The organism is Pusillimonas sp. SM2304 (assembly GCF_031628915.1).
In the GTDB taxonomy this organism is placed as follows: domain Bacteria; phylum Pseudomonadota; class Gammaproteobacteria; order Burkholderiales; family Burkholderiaceae_B; genus Pusillimonas_C.
This window is the reverse complement of record NZ_JAVLUJ010000002.1, coordinates 1,154,591-1,171,793: the sequence shown is the minus strand read 5'-3', so window position 1 is coordinate 1,171,793 and position 17,203 is coordinate 1,154,591. Positions and strand designations below refer to the sequence as shown.

16 protein-coding genes and 1 tRNA gene are annotated in these 17,203 nt (G+C 61.1%); 12 read left to right on the top strand and 5 right to left on the bottom strand.

The features are described 5' to 3' along the window. Nucleotides 1-5: 5 nt before the first annotated feature. The 6 genes from RE432_RS14500 to RE432_RS14475 are packed head-to-tail and all read left to right on the top strand — an operon-like array spanning nucleotide 6 to nucleotide 7,217. Complete coding sequence (locus RE432_RS14500) at nucleotides 6-1,382, top strand: PelD GGDEF domain-containing protein (protein WP_310934120.1); 1,377 nt, start codon at nucleotides 6-8, stop codon at nucleotides 1,380-1,382. Next, the gene (locus RE432_RS14495; protein ID WP_310934119.1) at nucleotides 1,375-2,382 is read left to right on the top strand and encodes a hypothetical protein; all 1,008 of its coding nucleotides are present in this window, start codon (nucleotides 1,375-1,377) and stop codon (nucleotides 2,380-2,382) included. The genes RE432_RS14500 and RE432_RS14495 overlap by 8 nt, the downstream gene beginning before the upstream one ends. Then, entirely contained in the window at nucleotides 2,379-3,926 is a 1,548-nt protein-coding gene (gene pelF, locus RE432_RS14490; RefSeq protein ID WP_310934118.1) for a GT4 family glycosyltransferase PelF, read from the top strand. The genes RE432_RS14495 and pelF overlap by 4 nt, the downstream gene beginning before the upstream one ends. Before the next feature lie 2 nt (nucleotides 3,927-3,928). Next, nucleotides 3,929-5,308, top strand: a complete 1,380-nt coding sequence (gene pelG, locus RE432_RS14485; protein ID WP_310934117.1) for an exopolysaccharide Pel transporter PelG — start codon at nucleotides 3,929-3,931, stop codon at nucleotides 5,306-5,308. Between the two features lie 2 nt (nucleotides 5,309-5,310). Then, the gene (locus tag RE432_RS14480) at nucleotides 5,311-6,183 is read left to right on the top strand and encodes an endo alpha-1,4 polygalactosaminidase (protein WP_310934116.1); all 873 of its coding nucleotides are present in this window, start codon (nucleotides 5,311-5,313) and stop codon (nucleotides 6,181-6,183) included. Nucleotides 6,184-6,203: 20 nt separating this feature from the next. Beyond that, entirely contained in the window at nucleotides 6,204-7,217 is a 1,014-nt protein-coding gene (locus RE432_RS14475; protein ID WP_310934115.1) for a GGDEF domain-containing protein, read from the top strand. Nucleotides 7,218-7,286: 69 nt separating this feature from the next. On the opposite strand, the gene RE432_RS14470 is transcribed toward RE432_RS14475, so the two are convergent. Together RE432_RS14470 and RE432_RS14465 are read right to left on the bottom strand one after the other, a co-directional pair. Further along, nucleotides 7,287-7,363, bottom strand: a tRNA-Pro gene (locus RE432_RS14470). Nucleotides 7,364-7,503: 140 nt separating this feature from the next. Further along, nucleotides 7,504-8,427 (bottom strand): LysR family transcriptional regulator, encoded by a 924-nt coding sequence (locus tag RE432_RS14465; protein ID WP_310934114.1) that lies wholly within the window; start codon nucleotides 8,425-8,427, stop codon nucleotides 7,504-7,506. Between the two features lie 139 nt (nucleotides 8,428-8,566). Here RE432_RS14465 and RE432_RS14460 point away from each other — a divergent pair, with 139 nt between their 5' ends. From RE432_RS14460 to RE432_RS14445, 4 genes are all read left to right on the top strand, one after another. Further along, nucleotides 8,567-9,757: a CoA transferase gene (locus tag RE432_RS14460; protein ID WP_310934112.1), complete on the top strand. Its 1,191-nt coding sequence runs from the start codon at nucleotides 8,567-8,569 to the stop codon at nucleotides 9,755-9,757. Nucleotides 9,758-9,787: 30 nt separating this feature from the next. Then, nucleotides 9,788-10,717, top strand: coding sequence for a hydroxymethylglutaryl-CoA lyase (locus RE432_RS14455; protein ID WP_310934111.1), 930 nt, complete (start codon nucleotides 9,788-9,790; stop codon nucleotides 10,715-10,717). Nucleotides 10,718-10,738: 21 nt separating this feature from the next. Further along, nucleotides 10,739-11,641, top strand: coding sequence for a LysR substrate-binding domain-containing protein (locus tag RE432_RS14450; RefSeq protein ID WP_310934110.1), 903 nt, complete (start codon nucleotides 10,739-10,741; stop codon nucleotides 11,639-11,641). A gap of 111 nt (nucleotides 11,642-11,752) precedes the next feature. Continuing rightward, entirely contained in the window at nucleotides 11,753-12,748 is a 996-nt protein-coding gene (locus RE432_RS14445; protein WP_409079860.1) for a Bug family tripartite tricarboxylate transporter substrate binding protein, read from the top strand. Nucleotides 12,749-12,760: 12 nt separating this feature from the next. Here RE432_RS14445 and RE432_RS14440 read toward each other — a convergent pair whose 3' ends face one another. Then, entirely contained in the window at nucleotides 12,761-14,128 is a 1,368-nt protein-coding gene (locus RE432_RS14440; RefSeq protein WP_310934109.1) for a potassium transporter TrkG, read from the bottom strand. 3 nt (nucleotides 14,129-14,131) lie between these two features. Continuing rightward, the gene (locus tag RE432_RS14435) at nucleotides 14,132-14,785 is read right to left on the bottom strand and encodes a TrkA family potassium uptake protein (protein WP_310934108.1); all 654 of its coding nucleotides are present in this window, start codon (nucleotides 14,783-14,785) and stop codon (nucleotides 14,132-14,134) included. A 115-nt stretch (nucleotides 14,786-14,900) separates the two neighbouring features. On the opposite strand from RE432_RS14435, the gene RE432_RS14430 reads away from it, so the two are divergent. Both RE432_RS14430 and RE432_RS14425 read left to right on the top strand, forming a co-directional pair. Next, nucleotides 14,901-15,986, top strand: coding sequence for an alkene reductase (locus RE432_RS14430; RefSeq protein ID WP_310934107.1), 1,086 nt, complete (start codon nucleotides 14,901-14,903; stop codon nucleotides 15,984-15,986). Nucleotides 15,987-16,116: 130 nt separating this feature from the next. Continuing rightward, on the top strand, nucleotides 16,117-16,527 hold the full coding sequence (locus RE432_RS14425; RefSeq protein ID WP_310934106.1) for a BPTD_2524 family lipoprotein: 411 nt from the start codon (nucleotides 16,117-16,119) through the stop codon (nucleotides 16,525-16,527). Between the two features lie 207 nt (nucleotides 16,528-16,734). Here RE432_RS14425 and RE432_RS14420 read toward each other — a convergent pair whose 3' ends face one another. Further along, nucleotides 16,735-17,193, bottom strand: a complete 459-nt coding sequence (locus tag RE432_RS14420; protein ID WP_310934105.1) for a GatB/YqeY domain-containing protein — start codon at nucleotides 17,191-17,193, stop codon at nucleotides 16,735-16,737. Between the last annotated feature and the right edge of the window lie 10 nt (nucleotides 17,194-17,203).

Here is a 17,203-nt window from a genome sequence, read left to right as displayed (position 1 = left end):
GCGCCATGCAGAACATCAGCCTGGCTCACGCCATACCGAAGACGCGGAAAACCGACCAGCCGGGTCATGCCGGCCTGTATGGCCGGCTGCTTGCGCCGGCCGTCGCGCGGCCGTTTACCGTCATCGAAGTGATCGCCGGCATGGCGCTGGTATTCGCATGCTGCTACGTGGCGCGGCCCGCCGACCCCTTGCTCATCGGCATCGATTTTCCGTGGATATGGCTTGCCGCCACGGTTTTTGCGCTACGCTACGGGACAATCATGGGCGTGGTGGCGGGGCTATGCGTGGCGGCGGCCTGGTTTTTCTTCTACGGCTTCCAGGGCAGCGCGCCTTTTCCCACCATGTTGTTCGTCGGGGGGATGGCGCAGCTGGTCATTGCGGGGCACTTTTGCGATGTCTGGTCGGCCCGCGGACGGCGGCTGAAAGCGGTGAATGCCTATCTGGATGACAGCCTGGTATCCATTACCAACAACCACTATCTGTTGCGGGTATCGCACGAGCGCCTTGAGCGGGATATTCTGGCCAAGCCCTTTACGCTGCGCGATGCCATCGAGCGCGTGCGCAGCCTGCCGGCCGCCGCGGACGAAGACGGCCCGCTACCCAATGCCGCAGCCATGCTGGAGTTCGTGGCCAATGGATGCCAGATCAGCCAGGCATCGGTTTTTGCGGTCACGGAGCAGGGCATAGCCCCGGCGCCGGTTGCCGCCGTTGGCGCGGCGTTCGAGCTTGATGCCGGTGACGCGCTGCTGAATGAGTGCATGCATCAGCGGGGCCTGGCGCATTTGCGCCAGGCCGATGACATGCAAAGCGACTACCTGGTGTGCGCACCCATTATGGCCGCATCGGGACAGGTGTCCGGCGTGCTGGTGGTGCGCCAGATGTCGTTCCTGTCGCTCAACCATGAAAACCTGCAATTGCTGCTGGTGCTGTTGAACTATTACGCGGATGGTTTGGCGCAGCAGGTGCTGGTGGAGCCGGTGCAGCGTAGCCTGCCGCAATGCCCTTATGATTTTGCGCTTGAACTGGCCAGGCTGGCGCATATGCAATATTGCAGCGGCGTCCGTTCCGCGTTGGTGGGCATGGTGTTTCCCGCCGGCGCCCTGGGCGATGCGATGGTCGAGCAGCTGATGCGCCAGCGCCGGACGCTCGATCTGCTATGGACATACAACCTGGAGGATGCGCGGGTGGTGATCGCCCTGTTGCCGCTGACGGAGGATACCGGCGTCAACGGTTACCTTGTACGCATAGAGCACGCGGCCGAGGCCCAGTTCAATATCAGCCTTGCAGAAGCCCAGGTGGTGTCGTACCGCGCCACGGTGGATTTCGATGAGCCGGGTTATGGGCTCAAGCACATGGTTTCGCGGTGCAATCGTCATGGTTAGGCTTTTGTTCGCGGCGATGCTGGGCATTCTGGCTGTGGCCGCCCAGCTTCTGGTGATCGTGCTGCTGTCGCCGGGCTGGCTGGGCGACAACACACCCTTGCCGGCGGTGCTGGGCTGGCAACTGCTGGCCACGCTGGCTGCTGCGCTGTTCTTCGCGCATGTCATGCCGGACAGGCCGCAGGAATACCGCCATGGTGTTTTCATTCATGCGTTTTGCCTTTGCCTGTTCCTGCCGGTCGTCGGGCAGATGCTATGCCTGTGCATGATGCTGGCGCCTGTGATCTGTCCGCCGGATCGGCGCCGCGCGGACGCCCAGGTCATTGATGCGCCCAGGTTCGTGCCCTCGCTGGTGTCGCATATTGCCTACGGCTCGGGCGCACGGCTGCGGGTAAGACTGGGCAATCAGGAGGCGCCTGACGAAGACAGGGTGGCCGCCATGATTGCCATGCGGTCCCTGCCTTTGCATCTGACGGACGGCATGCTGCGCAATCTGCTGTCCGACCCGCTTGAGGAAATACGGCTGCTTGCGTATGGGATATCGAATGCGGCTGAAAATACCGTGACCCAGAAAATCCTGGCGGCATCGCGGCAGATGGACGTGGCGGCGACCGCCAGCAAGAAATCCCGCCTGAGCTGCGATCTGGCGGAGCTGCACTGGGAGCTGATCTACCAGAACCTGGTGCAGGGCGAGCTGCGCCGGCATACGCTGGAACGCGTAGAACGGTACGCCCACGCCGCATTGGCGCTGGACGAAAACCACGCCGCCATGTGGTGCTTGCTGGGCCGTTGCGCCCTGTTGAACAACAAGCCGCTGCAAGCCGAGGTTTTCCTGCGGCATGCCCAGACACGCCATTTCCCGGCGCACCGCCTGCTGCCCTGGATGGCCGAGGCGGCCTTCATAAAGCGTGAATATCATCGGATCGGCCCCATACTCGCTCCGCTCCATGGCGGAGCTTCCTCGCCCGCGCTGCGATCTACTGTGCATTACTGGACACAATGAAAACCTATCTGAATCGCCAGGCCTCGGCGGCCGATATCGCTTTGCTGCTGGAAGGGACGTTTCCGTACGTGCCCGGCGGTGTATCGTCCTGGGTAGACAAAATGATACGGGCGTTTCCACAGTACACCTTTGCCCTGGTGTTCGTTGGCGGCCGCCGTCAGGACTACGGCAAGCCCGTCTACGAACTGCCCGCCAATGTGGTGCACTTTGAAGAGCACTTCATCCATGAGCCGGCCGGCGAACTGGCGCCGCATGCCACGGTCGGCAAGCGCGAAATCTTCGAGCGCGTCTCGCGCATGCATGATGCGCTGCGCGAGCCGGGGATGCGCGGCGCGGTGGCCAGCCTGATGCGCGAGATGATGCCCATGCTGGCCGCGGGCGGCGGACTGGGCGAGCAAGAGTTCCTGCATGCCGAGCGGTCCTGGGACATGATCAGCGAACGCTATGAAAAGTACTGCACCGATCCCTCGTTCACGGATTATTTCTGGACCATACGCATCATGCATAAGCCGATATGGCAATTGGTGCGCATCAGCGAGCAATTGCTGCCGGCCAGGATCTACCACACGGTGTCCACAGGCTATGCCGGTTTTCTGGGGGCACTGCTCAGTTTTCGCAACCAGGGCCGGCTGTTGGTCTCCGAACACGGCATTTATACCAAGGAGCGCAAGATTGATCTCTTGCAAAGCCAGTGGATACGCGACAACCGCGGGGTGTTCGAGAAAGACGTGACGCAGGTCGGCTATCTGCAGGATTTGTGGGTGCGCTTCTTTGAAGCGCTTGGCCGGATTTGCTATGAAGCCGCCGATGACATCGTTTCTTTGTACGAAGGCAATCGCGTGCGCCAGATCCAGGATGGCGCCCCGCCCGAAAAGACGCGCATTATTCCCAACGGTATCTCTATTTCGCGCTTCGAACCGCTGCGGGCGCAGCGGCGGGCGGGTGTGCCGCCGGTCGTTGCGTTCATCGGGCGGATCGTGCCCATCAAGGATGTCAAGACCTTCATCCGGGCGGTCTTCACGGCCAGTCGCGCCATGCCCGACCTGGAAGGCTGGATCATCGGCCCCGATAACGAGGACCCCCAGTATGCGCAAGAATGCCGCGACCTGGCCGCCAGCCTGGGCATGCAGGACAGGCTCAAGTTCATGGGCATGCAGCGGATCGACGATTTCCTGCCCAAGGTCGGCCTGGTGGCCTTGACGTCGATCAGCGAAGGCTTGCCGTTGGTGATTCTTGAAGCGTTTGCAGCGGGGGTGCCGGTGGTCACAACCGAGGTGGGTGCCTGCCGCAGCCTGATCGACGGATGGGGCGAGGCCGACAAGGCACTGGGTTGTGCCGGCGGACTGGTTCCCATTGCCAATCCCGAGCGGTTTGCGAAAGCCATTCTGGACTTGCTGGAGCAGCCCAAGGTCTGGCGCGCGGCCCAGACGGCCGGGATCGCCCGGGTCGAGCGCTACTACACCGATACCTTGATGCAGGACAGCTATCAGGGCCTGTACGTAAAGCTGATGGATAAATCGATCGAATACGTGGAAGGGGACTGATCATGGCCGGCATCGGATTCCAGCTCAGGAAGATACTGAAGCGCGACAGCCTGAGCAGCGATCTGTCGGCGTATGTCTATGCCGGCATTATCAGCGCCGGCCCCCTGATTCTGTCGATACTGGGGATACTGCTGATTGGCGTGCTCAGCCTGGGTGTCGTCGATCCGCCCGTGCTGATCGTACAGTTCCAGGTGTCGGTGACTTACCTGATTTCGTTCAGCCTGGTCATTACCGGCGCCGTACAGCTGTTGTTCACGCGTTTCATTTCCGATCGCCTGTTCCAGAACCAGCCTGACCGTGTCCTGCCCAACTATAACGGCATGATGGTGGTCACCACCCTGGCCACGGGCTTGCTGGGCTTGTTCCTGGCCGTTGCCGCCTTTGGCGGTGTCAGCCCGGTGTACCGCGTGCTGATGGTGATGGGCTTCGTCATTGTCAGCAACATCTGGATCTGCATCATCTTCCTGGCAAGCATCAAGCGCTATTCGATCATTCTTTTCGCGTTTTTCATCGGCTACGCCATGACCGTGGCCGTCGCCGTCAGCTTGAACCGGTACGGGCTGGAGGGATTGATGGCCGGCTTCGTGGCCGGGCATGCGGTGCTGCTTGCATGCATGACTGCGGTCATGCACCGGGATCACGCATCCGGCCACAGGCAGTACATGGCGTTCGAGGTGTTCGACCGGCGCTACGCCTATCCCAGCCTGGTCATGGTCGGGCTGTTGTTCAACCTGGGTGTGTGGCTGGACAAGTTCATGTTCTGGTTCTCGGAAACCGGCAGTGATGTGATCGGCCCTTTGCGCGCTTCGGTCATCTACGATTTGCCGGTTTTTATTTCCTATCTATGCATCATTCCCGGCATGGCTGTGTTTCTGCTTAGGCTCGAAACAGATTTTGCCGACAGCTATAACGGCTATTACGCTGCGGTGCGCAACGGGGGAACCCTGTCCCACATCCGCCAGATGCGCAACGACATGGTGCGCAGCGCCCGCGCCGGCCTTTACGATATTCTCAAGATACAGGCCGTGGTCACGTTGTTGATCTTCGCGTTCGGCGACAAGCTGCTCGAGGCGGTCGGCATTTCCAGTCTGTATTTGCCCTTGCTGCAGATTGATGTGGTGGCAGCCAGCCTGCAGGTGCTTTTCCTGGGGTGCCTGAATATTTTCCTGTATCTGGACCGTCGCGGCATCGTGCTGGGCCTGACGGTTTTGTTTGCCGGATTGAATGGCGTGCTGACGTGGGCCACGCTGGAGATCGGTCCCAATGCCTATGGCTACGGCTTTGCCGGCGCCTTGGTCGTCGTTGTGTTCCTGGCGGTCTTTGTGCTGAACCGCAGCTTTGACCGGCTGGAATACGAAACCTACATGCTGCAGAAGGTATAAGCATGCGAGCGCCCCTGATCATGCCCGCCCGCAAGACGCCTGTGTTGATGCGCATAATGATGGGGCTGTTCCTTTCCTTGTCCGTCAGCGGGGCGTATGCCAGGACCGAACCCCCGGCGAGCAGCATTGTGTTCTATTACGGCGATCAGCCGACGGCCCATGAATTGAATCGTTTTGACCTGGCGGTGGTTGAGCCTGATACCGGTTTTCTGCCGCGCCAGGCAAGCGGTGCGCAGACACACTGGTTTGCCTACGTCAGCGTGGGAGAGACCAGCCGGTCGCGGGATTACTACGCGGCCATACCGAAAGCGTGGATCATCGGGCGCAACAGGGAATGGCAATCCGATATCATCGATCAAACGGCCGAAGGCTGGCCGGCCTTTTTTGTCGATCAGGTTATCGCCCCCTTGTGGGAGAAGGGCTACACCGGGTTCTTTCTTGATACGCTCGATTCCTACCAACTGGTTTCACCCGGCGAACTGGACAAACGTGACAGCCAGGCCGGGCTGATTGCCGTGATACGCGCCATCCGCCATCGTTTTCCCGCCGCGGCCCTGATACTGAATCGCGGATTCGAGCTGTTGCCCGCCATTCATGAGCATGTCTACGCCGTGGCGTTCGAGTCGCTGTTCAAGGGGTGGAGCGAAGCGCGCGGCCAGTATGTGGATGTGCCCGAAGAGGACAGAAAATGGCTGTTGGACCGGGTTCACGACGTGATGCGGCAGTACGGCCTGCCGGTCATTGCTATTGATTATTGTCCGCCCGCGCAATACCGGTGCTCGCAGGAGACCGTCGAACGGATCCGCGCACTGGGCATGATCCCATATGTGGGGGACGGACGCCTTCAGCAGGTGAATTTTGCCGCGCTGGAGTGAACAGATGGGGGACACATCGCATGTCCAACTCAGTAGATCAACACGATGGCTTCATCAAGGGGGCCGACTTTCTGGTTGACCAGGTGCTCCCGGCGCAACTGGACCTGCTGCAGTCTTTTTTACCGATGGACTACTGGATGGTGGGCAGGCAGGATGGCAAGCAGTTCGAGGTCATTGTCACGCATGGGGACGCGGGCCAGGTGCCTGTCTCTTGCCTGCTGGACGCGCTGGCCGATGACTGGCTCGCGCCGGAAGCGGGCAGCGCCTTGCGCTATCGGCCCAACCCCGAGGTGTATCGCACAGAGTCCAGGCATGGCGCGGGCGGCGGGCCCTATCCAAAATACGTATTCAAGGCTTTCCTGCCGGACAGGCAGGGCAGGCCCACGGGCGTCGTTGCGGGCTTTCTGATCCAGACGGAGCCCACGGACTATCAACCCTTTCACACGCCGGTGATCATGCTGTGCCTGAATGCGATGGCGCATACGCTGAGCCTGCACATGGATCTGGCGCTGGCCGACAAGCTCATGCTGGAAGCGCAGCAGGGCGCGCGTATAGATTCCCTGACGGGCATCCTGAATCGTGCCGGTTGGGACCATGTGCTCAATGATGCACGCAGCGCCACAGGCGAGATCGCCATCGGTTTTCTGGATCTGGACCAACTCAAGCTGATCAACGATACGCAGGGGCACCAAGCGGGCGACCAGACCCTGAAGCTGACCGCCCAACTGGTGAAGAAATCATTGCGTGCGCATGATTGCGTGGCCCGCCTGGGAGGGGACGAATTTGCCGTGCTGCTGCCCGATGCGAGCCTTGGCGATGCCCATGAGCTCAGCGAACGCCTGCAGCAGGCTTTGAGCGAGAAGGGGATTAGCGCCTCGATCGGCGTGGCGACAAAATCTGAAGCAGGCGCTTTGCAAAAGGCGCTTGAACTAGCGGATGCGCGCATGTATGAAAACAAACTGGCCAAGCGCGCCGCCCGGCACCTGGCGGGCGTGACGCTGTTGGCCTCGCACATGCCGAAAAAGAAGGAGTAGCGTGGATGGGGCGGGGCAGAAAAAGGACAAGGGGTTACAGGCATAAAGCGTGTAACCCCTTGATTTGTTTGGTCGGGACGGAGTGATTCGAACACTCGACCCCTTGCACCCCATGCAAGTGCGCTACCAGGCTGCGCTACGCCCCGAAACTAGCGGCTTTTTCAAGCCTTTAGTCGTTTCGCCAGCCGACCAAATCAAGACCAGCGAAGAACGAGATTCTAGCATAACTTTGAATTTTGTTTCATGCTTGTCTACAAGGCCGGGAACCCGCTGGTGGGCAGGCAGGTCAGGGGGGAGGGCCGGGCAGGCCGGCGGCTGGGCTCAAATGCCTGACAAACAGTCTGGCGGCGGCGGGCAGCGATGCAAATGAACGCACGCCGATCTGTATTTTCCGGCGGGCCCAGGTTTCTTTCAGGGGAAGGATGTGGATGCTGAACATGCTGGCATAGCGTTTGGCGATACCCAGCGGCAGAACCCCTATGCCCAGTTCCGAGTTCACCATGAAGCATAGGGCATCGAATCCGGTGACCTGCACCTTCAGCTTGACGCTGCGCTTCAGCTCGTTGGCGGCATTCGATACGATGCGGTTGATGGCGCTGCCCGTGTGCAAGCCGATAAAGTCGTAGTGCAGGCTGTCGGCAAAGCTGAAGCCGTCTTGCGCGGCCAGGGGATGCCCCGCAGGCACGATCAGGGCCAGCGTGTCTTCCTGGTAGGGGAAGACTTCGATGTCCTGGTCCAGCAATGAATCTGAAAAAATGCCGACGTCGGCGACGTTATCGGTAATTGACTTGATGATGGCGGGTGTTACCTGTTCTTCCAGGTCGACATGGATATTCGGGTACTGGCTGGAAAATGATTTGATGTCTTGCGGCAGGAACTGCGTGATGGCCGAAATATTGGCGCAGACCCTGACGAAGCCGCGCGCCCCGTCTGAATATTCCTTCATATGGATGGAAACGTCGTCCAGCTCGCGCAGGGCGCGCCTGGCCATGGCCGACAGGGCAATGCCTGCCGGGGTGGGCTTGACACCCTTGTTGGTCCGGATCAACAGGCTGGTTTTCAGTTGCGCTTCCAGCTCGCTGACCCTTTTGCTGATGGCCGCCGCGGCGATGTGCTGGCGTTCGGCGGCGCCGGCGATGGTGCCTTGTTCGATCACGCTGATGAACAGCTTCAGGGAGACGGGGTCCAGCATGGCGGTTCCAGTAAGCATTGGTCGTTGCAAGTATAGCGGTTCCGCGCTTTGCCATCGTAAAACGCGATGGCGGCATCGCTAAGGAATTCTTCATCCGCGGCGGCAGACTTGCTAGACTGCATCCCGCAGCAGATCAAATGCAATTCACGAGGGAATCATGAACAAACCGTTAAGCGGAATCCGCGTCCTGGAACTGGGCCAGCTCATCGCCGGGCCTTTTGCGGCCAAGATGCTGGGGGAGTTCGGCGCCGAGATCATCAAGGTCGAGCCGCCTGTCAAAGGCGACCCCTTGCGCAAATGGCGCCTGATCCACGACGGCACCTCGGTGTGGTGGCAAGTGCAGTCGCGCAACAAGAAATCCATCACGCTGGATCTGCGCCAGGCGGAAGCGCAAGCGGTGATCCGGTCCCTGGTGAAAGAAGTGGATGTCGTCATCGAGAACTTCAAGCCAGGCGCGCTGGAGGGCTGGGGGCTGGGATGGGAACAACTGCAGGCGATCAATCCGCGCCTGGTCATGCTCAGGGTGTCCGGGTATGGACAGACAGGCCCTTATCGGGACTTGCCGGGGTTCGGCGCCATTGGCGAGGCCATGGGCGGGCTGCGGCACCTGAGCGGTGAGCCCGGGCGTACCCCGGTGCGGGTGGGGGTGTCGATCGGGGACTCCCTGTCGGCCCTGCATGGCGTTATCGGTGTTTTGCTGGCCTTGCGGGCGCGCGACCAGCAGGGCGGCCAGGGCCAGATGATCGATGTGGCCTTGCACGAATCGGTCTTCAATATGATGGAAAGCCTGTTGCCCGAGTACGCGGTCTTTGGCGAGGTCCGGCAAGCGGCGGGCAGCAGCCTGCCCGGCATCGCGCCCAGCAATGCCTATCGCTGCAAGGACAATAAGTATGTCTTGATCGCCGGCAATGGCGACAGTATTTTCAAGCGCTTGATGGCGGTGATAGGCCGCAATGACCTGGGCAATGATCCGGCCCTGGAAAATAATGTGGGGCGGGTCAGGCAGGTGGACATGATCGACGCGGCGATCTCGCAATGGACCGGCGAGCATGCCCTGGACGATGTGCTGGCTGCACTCAACGCCAACCATATTCCCGCCGGCAAAATCTACGATGTGGCCGATATTGCCGACGATCCGCACTATCAGGCGCGGGGCATGATACTGGATTCGACGCTGCCCGACGGCACGCCGATCAAACTGCCGGGGATCGTGCCCAAGCTCAGCGCCACGCCGGGCGAGGTCCGCAGCGCCGCGCCCGCGCTGGGCCAGCACACCGATGAGGTGCTGGCGGACCTGGGCATAGACGAAAGCACGCGCCAGGCATGGCGCAAGCGCGGCATTATCTAAGACGGACGAACAGGATCAAAGGACAGGGCAATGAACGGCAGGCAGAAACTCTATATCCAGGAAGTGGCGCCTCGGGACGGCTTCCAGAACGAGCAGCGCTTTATCGATACGCATGACAAGATCGATTTCATCAACAGGCTGTCCCAGAGCGGTTACGCAAAAATCGAGGCCACTTCTTTCACATCGCCCAAAGCCATTCCGGCGTTGAAGGATGCGGACATGGTCATGCATGAAATCGAGCGCAATCCCGATGTGGTCTATACCGTGCTGGTTCCCAATGTGCGCGGCGCCGAAAGGGCGCTGGCCTGCAATGTGGACGAGGTCAATCTGGTGATGTCGGCCAGCGAGACCCACAACCGCGCCAATCTGCGCATGACGCGCGAGCAGTCGTTCGCGCAGCTTGCGGAGGTGGCCGGCGCCGTGCGCGGCACCGGGGTGGCCGTCAACGTGTCGCTTTCCACGGTGTTTGGCTGCCCGATGGAAGGCGACATCGGCACGCTCGAGGTCTTTGGCCTGATGGACCGGTTTGCGCAATTGGAGGTGGACGGCATCACCCTGTGCGACACGACGGGCATGGCGTATCCGTCCCAGGTCGCGGACATCGCAAAACAGGCAAAGGCGCAGTTCCCGCAACTGGAGCTGACCATGCATTTTCATAACACCCGGGGCATGGCGCTGGCCAATACGCTGGCGGCCATCGACAGGGGGGTCGACCGTTTCGATGCGTCGCTGGGCGGACTGGGCGGATGCCCTTATGCGCCGGGCGCAAGCGGTAATGTATGCACGGAAGACCTGGTGCACATGCTGGAGCTCATGGGTTACGACACCGGCGTGGATCTGGATCGGATACTGGGCATTTCGGGCGGCTTGCCCCAACTGATAGGCCACGATATTCCCAGCCAGATCCTGAAGGCGGGGCCGCGCCTGACCCTGCACCCGGCGCCCGCGGGGACGGCCTGACCGCTATCGCGCCCGATCGCCATGAACCTTGCCCGATTCGATCTTGTCACGCTGTCGCTGTTCATTGCCATTGCGCGCGAGGGCAGTATATCGGCCGGCGCCCGGCGTTCGCATCTGGCCATCGGGGCGGCCAGCAAACGTATTTCCGACCTGGAAGTGGCTTTGGGCACCCCTTTGCTCTATCGTCACGCCGGCGGCGTGGAGCTGACCGAGGCGGGCCAGGCATTCCTGCACCATTCGCTGCGCGTGGTGCACGAGATGGAACAGATGGCCAGCGCCTTGTCCGACTATGCCTTCGGCGTGAAAGGACACGTTCGCCTGGGCGCCAACACCTCTGCCATCACCCAATTTCTTTCCGACGACCTTGCCGCTTTCATGCGTGAGCATCCGGCCATACAGATCAGCCTGAAAGAAGAAAACAGCACCCACATCGTCAATGCCGTCATCAACAACCAGGCCGACCTGGGTATCTTTGCCGATCGCACGCCCTGCGCCGGGCTGACCACTTATCACTACCGCTACGACGAGCTGGTTTTGATTGTGCCGCGTCATCATCCGCTCTCGGCCAGCCAGCAGGTCAGTTTCGCCGATACGCTGGCCTACGACTATATCGGGCTGTCCGAGAAGACCTCGCTGGCCATGCGTCTTAAAGAAGAAAGCGAACGCCTGGGCAAGCCTTTGAAGCTGCGCATCCAGGTCAGGGGCTTCGATTCCATCTGCCGCATGGCGATCGCAACGCAGTGCATCGGCATCCTGCCTCGCCTGGCCGCGGCGACCCATGCCCGTTCAATGGCCTTGTCCTTGATACCGCTGACCGACGAATGGGCGCGCCGCAAGCTGCTGATCGGCGTGCGCGACCCCGACGCGCTGACGGCCGCCGCCAGGCTGTTGCTGGCCCACGTTCAGGACCAGCCGGCAAGCTGATGCCGTTGCCTGGCGGGCCTTCGCGGTTCGCGATAGCCCGCTTCCCGTATTAAGGATGGGCACATCATGGCGCACGATGGCATACTCATTTGGTTACTTGAGGAGACTACTATGCTATCTACAATGAAACGGCGAGGCTCGCTGGCTGTATTGGCGGGTGCGCTTGGCCTGACCTTCACCATGGCGTCGGCGTCGGCCCAGCCGGCATCCTATCCCGACCGGCCCATCAGGTTGATCGTTTCAGCCGCGCCGGGCGGCACCACCGACATCACCGCGCGCATGATCGCCGAGCCGCTGGGCCGGGCGTTGGGGCAAAGCGTGGTGGTTGACAACAAGCCGGGCGGCGCGGGCACCATCGCGGCCCAGCTTGTGACGCGCGCGCCGGCCGATGGCTACACGCTGCTGTTGCAATACTCCGGCTACCAAGTCATCACCCCCTTGATCACGCCCAACTTGAACTGGGACCCGATCAAGGATTTTTCGCCGGTCGCCAACATACTCTCGGCGCCCCAGGTGCTGGTGGTCCGTTCCGATCTGCCCTACAAGACGCTCAAGGATCTGGTGGACGCCGACAAGCAGAACCCCGGCAAGCTGAACTACGCCTCGTCCGGGGTCGGCTCGCTGCAGCAGGTGTCCACCGAGCTGTTGAACCAGATGGCGGGAACCAAACTGACACACATCCCCTATAACGGGACAGGGCCCGCCATGAACGATCTGCTGGGCGGGTCTGTCGACCTGACCATCACCACGCCGCCGCCGCTGCTGCCGCATATTGCCGCCGGTAAATTAAGGCCCTTGGTGGTCACCGGCAAGAACCGCCTGTCGACGCTGCCCGATGTGCCGACCGCGGCGGAAGCAGGGTATCCGGAATTGCTGGTGTCGTCGTGGTTTGCGGTGTATGCGCCGGCCGGAACGCCCCCCGGCATCGTCGACAAACTGGCCGCCGAGATTGAGACCATCATGCAGACCCCGGCATTCCGCGAGAAAGCCGAGTCCCTGGGTGCGGAGGCCTTGTTCATGGGTCCGGCCGAACTGGGCGATTACACCAAGCAGGAGCTTGAGCGTTGGGATGGCGTCGTCAAGGCGGCGAACATTTCCGTGCAATAAGCCCGCCGCCGGTCAACCCACCTGGAACTCGGTTTCGGGATAGCGCACGCGGCTGCGCTTCTGGGTGGCCAGGCTGTATATCAAGGTCAGCGGCCCCAGGCGCCCCGCAAACATCAGTACGGTCAGCAGGGCCTGGCTGGGTACGGACAAATGCGGGGTCAGATCCCGGCTCAGCCCGGTGGTGCTGACCGCCGATACGACCTCGAACAATATGCTGAGGAACGGCGCTTTTTCCAGCGTGGTCAGTATCAGGACGCCCAGAAAAACCAGAGCGCTGTTGACCAGCAGCAGCGCCAGCGATTTTTGAACCGTATCCGGGGAAATCGAACGCTTGAGCAGCACGACTTCCTTGCGGTGAAAGACATACGAATACACGGCAGCCAGCAAGACGATGAAGGTGCCGACCTTGATGCCGCTGGCCGTACTCAGGGACCCGCCGCCGATGAACATCAGCAGCATGATGATCAGCGTAGAGCTGTCATGCAGCTTGGTAATGTCGATGGTCACGAATCCCGCCGTGCGCGAGGTAACGCTTTGCATCCAGGCCGCCAGGGCCTGGCCGTGCCAGGACAAGCCGGCCAGCGTGTCGACGTTGTTGAATTCAAGCGCCCATATGGCAATGAAGCCCGTGAGGTTCAGGATCAGCGTGCCGACCAGGATGACCTTGGTATAGGTCAGCAGGGTCGACCAGCGTTTCTTGTGCCCCACATCGCCCAGGACGGAAAACCCGATGCCGCCCAGAATGATGGAAAAGGTGATGACGAGAATGGTGACGGGATCGTCGACGAATTGGGCCAGGCTGGCCGGGAACAGCGAGAACCCGGCATTGTTGAAGGCCGCGATGGCGTGAAAGACGGCCCGGTATGCCGCGGTGACCAGCGGATAATCGCGCCACCACCACAAGGCCAGGATCACGGCGGCAATCAGCTCTATGCCCAGCGATAGCTTGAACACCGAAAAGGCGGTGTTTCTGATCTTGGATACGCTGGTCTGGTTGAAGGCTTCCAGCGCCAGGGCCTGGTGTTTCAGGCTCATTTTCTTGCCCAGCGTGATGGCGGCGACCACGGCAAAGGTCACGAATCCCAGGCCGCCCAGCTGAACCAGGGCAATCAGTACGATTTGGCCGAAGTGGCTCAGCACGATGGAAGGCTCGATCGTGGCCAGGCCGGTGACGGTCACGGCGGACGTCGCCATGAAAAAGGCGGTGAAGATGCTGATGGGCTGCCGGCTGGCCATCGGCAGCGACAGCAAGAGGGTTCCGATCAGGATCAGTGCCAGAAATCCTATGGCCAGCACGACGGGCGGGCTGGCGCGCAACAGGCCGGTCCGCTTGATGCGCTGGTACGACTGGTAGCTGTAAACGGGGAGCCAGTTACGCATGGCTCAAATGAGCTTGGGAGCGATGGTCTTCAGGGTGTTGAGCTGGCCCAGCAGAACCAGCACATCTTTGGCTTGCAGCGTGAACTCGCCGGGAGGATGGACGGTAATGTCGGTCCTTCGCTTGACCAGCAGCACATGAATGGAGTCGGGGACGTCTTTCAGCACCTGGCTCAAGGGGACGCCTTCCAGGTGCTCGCTGACATCGATTTCGACCACGAACTCGCCATTGCCGATAGAGATGTAATCATTCACCATCGGATAGCTCAGTGCTTGGGCCACCCGTATGCCCATCTCTTCTTCCGGATGGATGATGCGCGCTACGCCCAGCTTGCTCAGGATCAGGTGCTGGGCGTGCGAGGTGGCCTTGACCCATATGGTTTGTATGGCCAGGGACTTCAGGTGGACGACGCACAGCAGGCTGGCCTGGATCTCTTCGCCGATGGCAACCAGCACGACATCGTAGTTATCCAGCCCCAGTTCTTCCAGCGCGGCGCGGTCGGTGACGTCGGCAATGACGGCATGGGTGATCTGGTCGGCGAGCTTGTCGACGACTTTGCCATTGGTGTCGACGCCCAGCACCGAATGCCCCATTTTCATGAGCTCCAGCGAGGCGGCGGAGCCGAAACGGCCCAGGCCGATAACGGCAAATTGTCCCATGAGATTTCCTTGCTTTGCACCAGGCAGTAAAAGTGCCAATACGATAGTCGATTGCTAGGATAGCGCAAATTCTGGTAAAAACCCTTATGGACATCAGTTAAAGGCAACGTTCACGATGGTAAGTTTATTTGATTCAGTGCAATTGGGCACAGTAGCGTTGGCCAATCGCATCGTCATGGCGCCGCTGACGCGAAATCGCGCGTCGGAAGGGCGTGTGCCCAATGACCTGATGCGCACCTATTATTGCCAGCGCGCCTCTGCGGGGCTGATCTTGTCGGAAGCCACTTCCGTATCGCCGCAAGGGGTGGGATACCCCAGTACGCCCGGCATCTGGAGCAGCGCCCAGGTAGAAGGCTGGAAGAAAATCACACAGGCGGTGCACAGCAAGGGCGGAAAGATCTTCATGCAGCTGTGGCATGTCGGCCGTGTGTCGGATCCCGAGTTCCTGAATGGCGAAATCCCCGTCGCGCCCAGCGCGATTGCCTGCGAAGGCAATGTCAGCCTGCTGCGCCCCAAGCGTCCCTATGTCGTGCCCCGCGCCTTGCACATCGAGGAAATCCCCGGGATTGTGGCCGATTTTGCCGAGGGCGCCCGCAATGCCAAGGAAGCTGGTTTCGATGGGGTCGAAGTGCATGCGGCCAATGGCTACCTGATCGACCAGTTTTTACAGGATGGCACCAACAAGCGGACCGATGAATATGGCGGCCCGGTTGAAAATCGCGCGCGCCTGTTGCTGGAGGTCGTGGATGCCTGCATGGGCATCTGGGGTGCGGGCCGGGTCGGGGTGCATCTGTCGCCGGGCGGCGGCTCGCACGCCATCTCCGACTCGAATCCAGGCAAGTTGTTCGGCTATGTGGCCCAGGCGCTCGGAGAGCGCCGCATTGCCTTTGTGTTCACGCGCGAAGCCCAAGGCCCGGATAGCCTGACCGCCGACATCAAGCGTTTGTTCGGCGGTCCGGTGATTGTGAATGAACAGTATGACGCAGCCAGCGGCCAGCGCGCGCTGGCCGCTGGCCAGGCCGACGCCGTGGCGTTCGGCAAGGCGTACATTGCCAACCCCGACCTGGTGGCGCGCCTGCAAGCGGGGGCGCCGCTCAATGCCTGGGATGCCTCGACCTTCTACACAGAAGGTCCGCGTGGCTATATTGACTATCCTTGCCTGAACACCGTCGCGGCAACGGCGGATGAAGCCTGCTCCTGATGCCGGCCGGGCGGCGCACTCCATGCTTTAAAAAGCTTCCATGATGGGGGCCTGGCATGCTAACTTTCCAATGTTGGCGCGGTCCGCAGGCACGGCCGCCTTGGTGTTCAGAATAGGAACGGATGCAACCATGAAAGGCAGGGTGAAATCGTTACTGGCAGGGGCCGGCATGCTGGCGCTGCTGTCCGGGTGTTCCCTGGGTATACAGCCGGGCGGCGATTCGCCCACTGTTTCGTATACGGTTCCGCGCAGCTACCAGACCGTTTATTTGCGCGCGCAAAACCAGGCGGGCGAGTGCCTGACGGGCAAGAGCCAGTACGATGTCTACGCCCAGGTCGATGCATCCATGCAAACAGGGACGGTATCGGTGCGCAGCCCCTTGGGCGGGGACGTCGCGCGTACTGAGATTCAGGCCATTGATGCCAGCCATACCCGCGTCACGCACACGGTATGGGGGCGCAGCCCGTGGGATGTCGGCGCCCTGAATGCGATGCGCCAGTCGGTGCTGATGGACACGTCGGTGTGCGTGGCGTATAAATAGATAAATAAAGCCCCCACGCTGCGCGGGGCTCGCGCCCGCTTGCTGTCCACCTCGCGGCCTGCATGCCGCTCGGATTCGCCAGGCACAGGACAGTCCGCAGGGACTGTCTTGTGTCCGGGCTCATCCCCCCGAGGGGGCGTTTTTGCCTTGGGGCGGCCCGGCGGCAAAAATGGGCCCCCACGCTGCGCCCTGCGGGCTTGCTATCGACTACATCAATCGGGCTTTGACTTGGGCGGATACCGCCGACATGTCGGCGCGGCCGGCCAGGGCGGTTTTCAGTATGGCCATGACCTTGCCCATGGCCGGCGCACCCGTGACGCCCTGGCTGTTGACCTGCGCAATGGCGTCGGCAATGGCGGCTTCGACTTCGGCGGGATCGGCGGCCTTGGGCAGGAATTCCTGTAAAACGGCCAGCTCGGCTTTTTCCTGTTCGGCGGTCTCGGTACGGCCGGCCTGTTCAAAGGCGGCAATGGATTCGCGGCGCTGCTTGACCTGTTTTTCAATGATGGCGGTCACATCGGCATCGCTGAGTTCGCGGCGCTCGTCGACTTCTTTCTGCTTGACGGCGGCCTGCAGGAAACGCAAGGTGCCCAGGCGGGCGGTGTCTTTGGCGCGCATGGCCGTTTTAACGGCTTCGGCCAGCTGGGGTTTAAGCGAATTGCCCATGAAAGTGTCC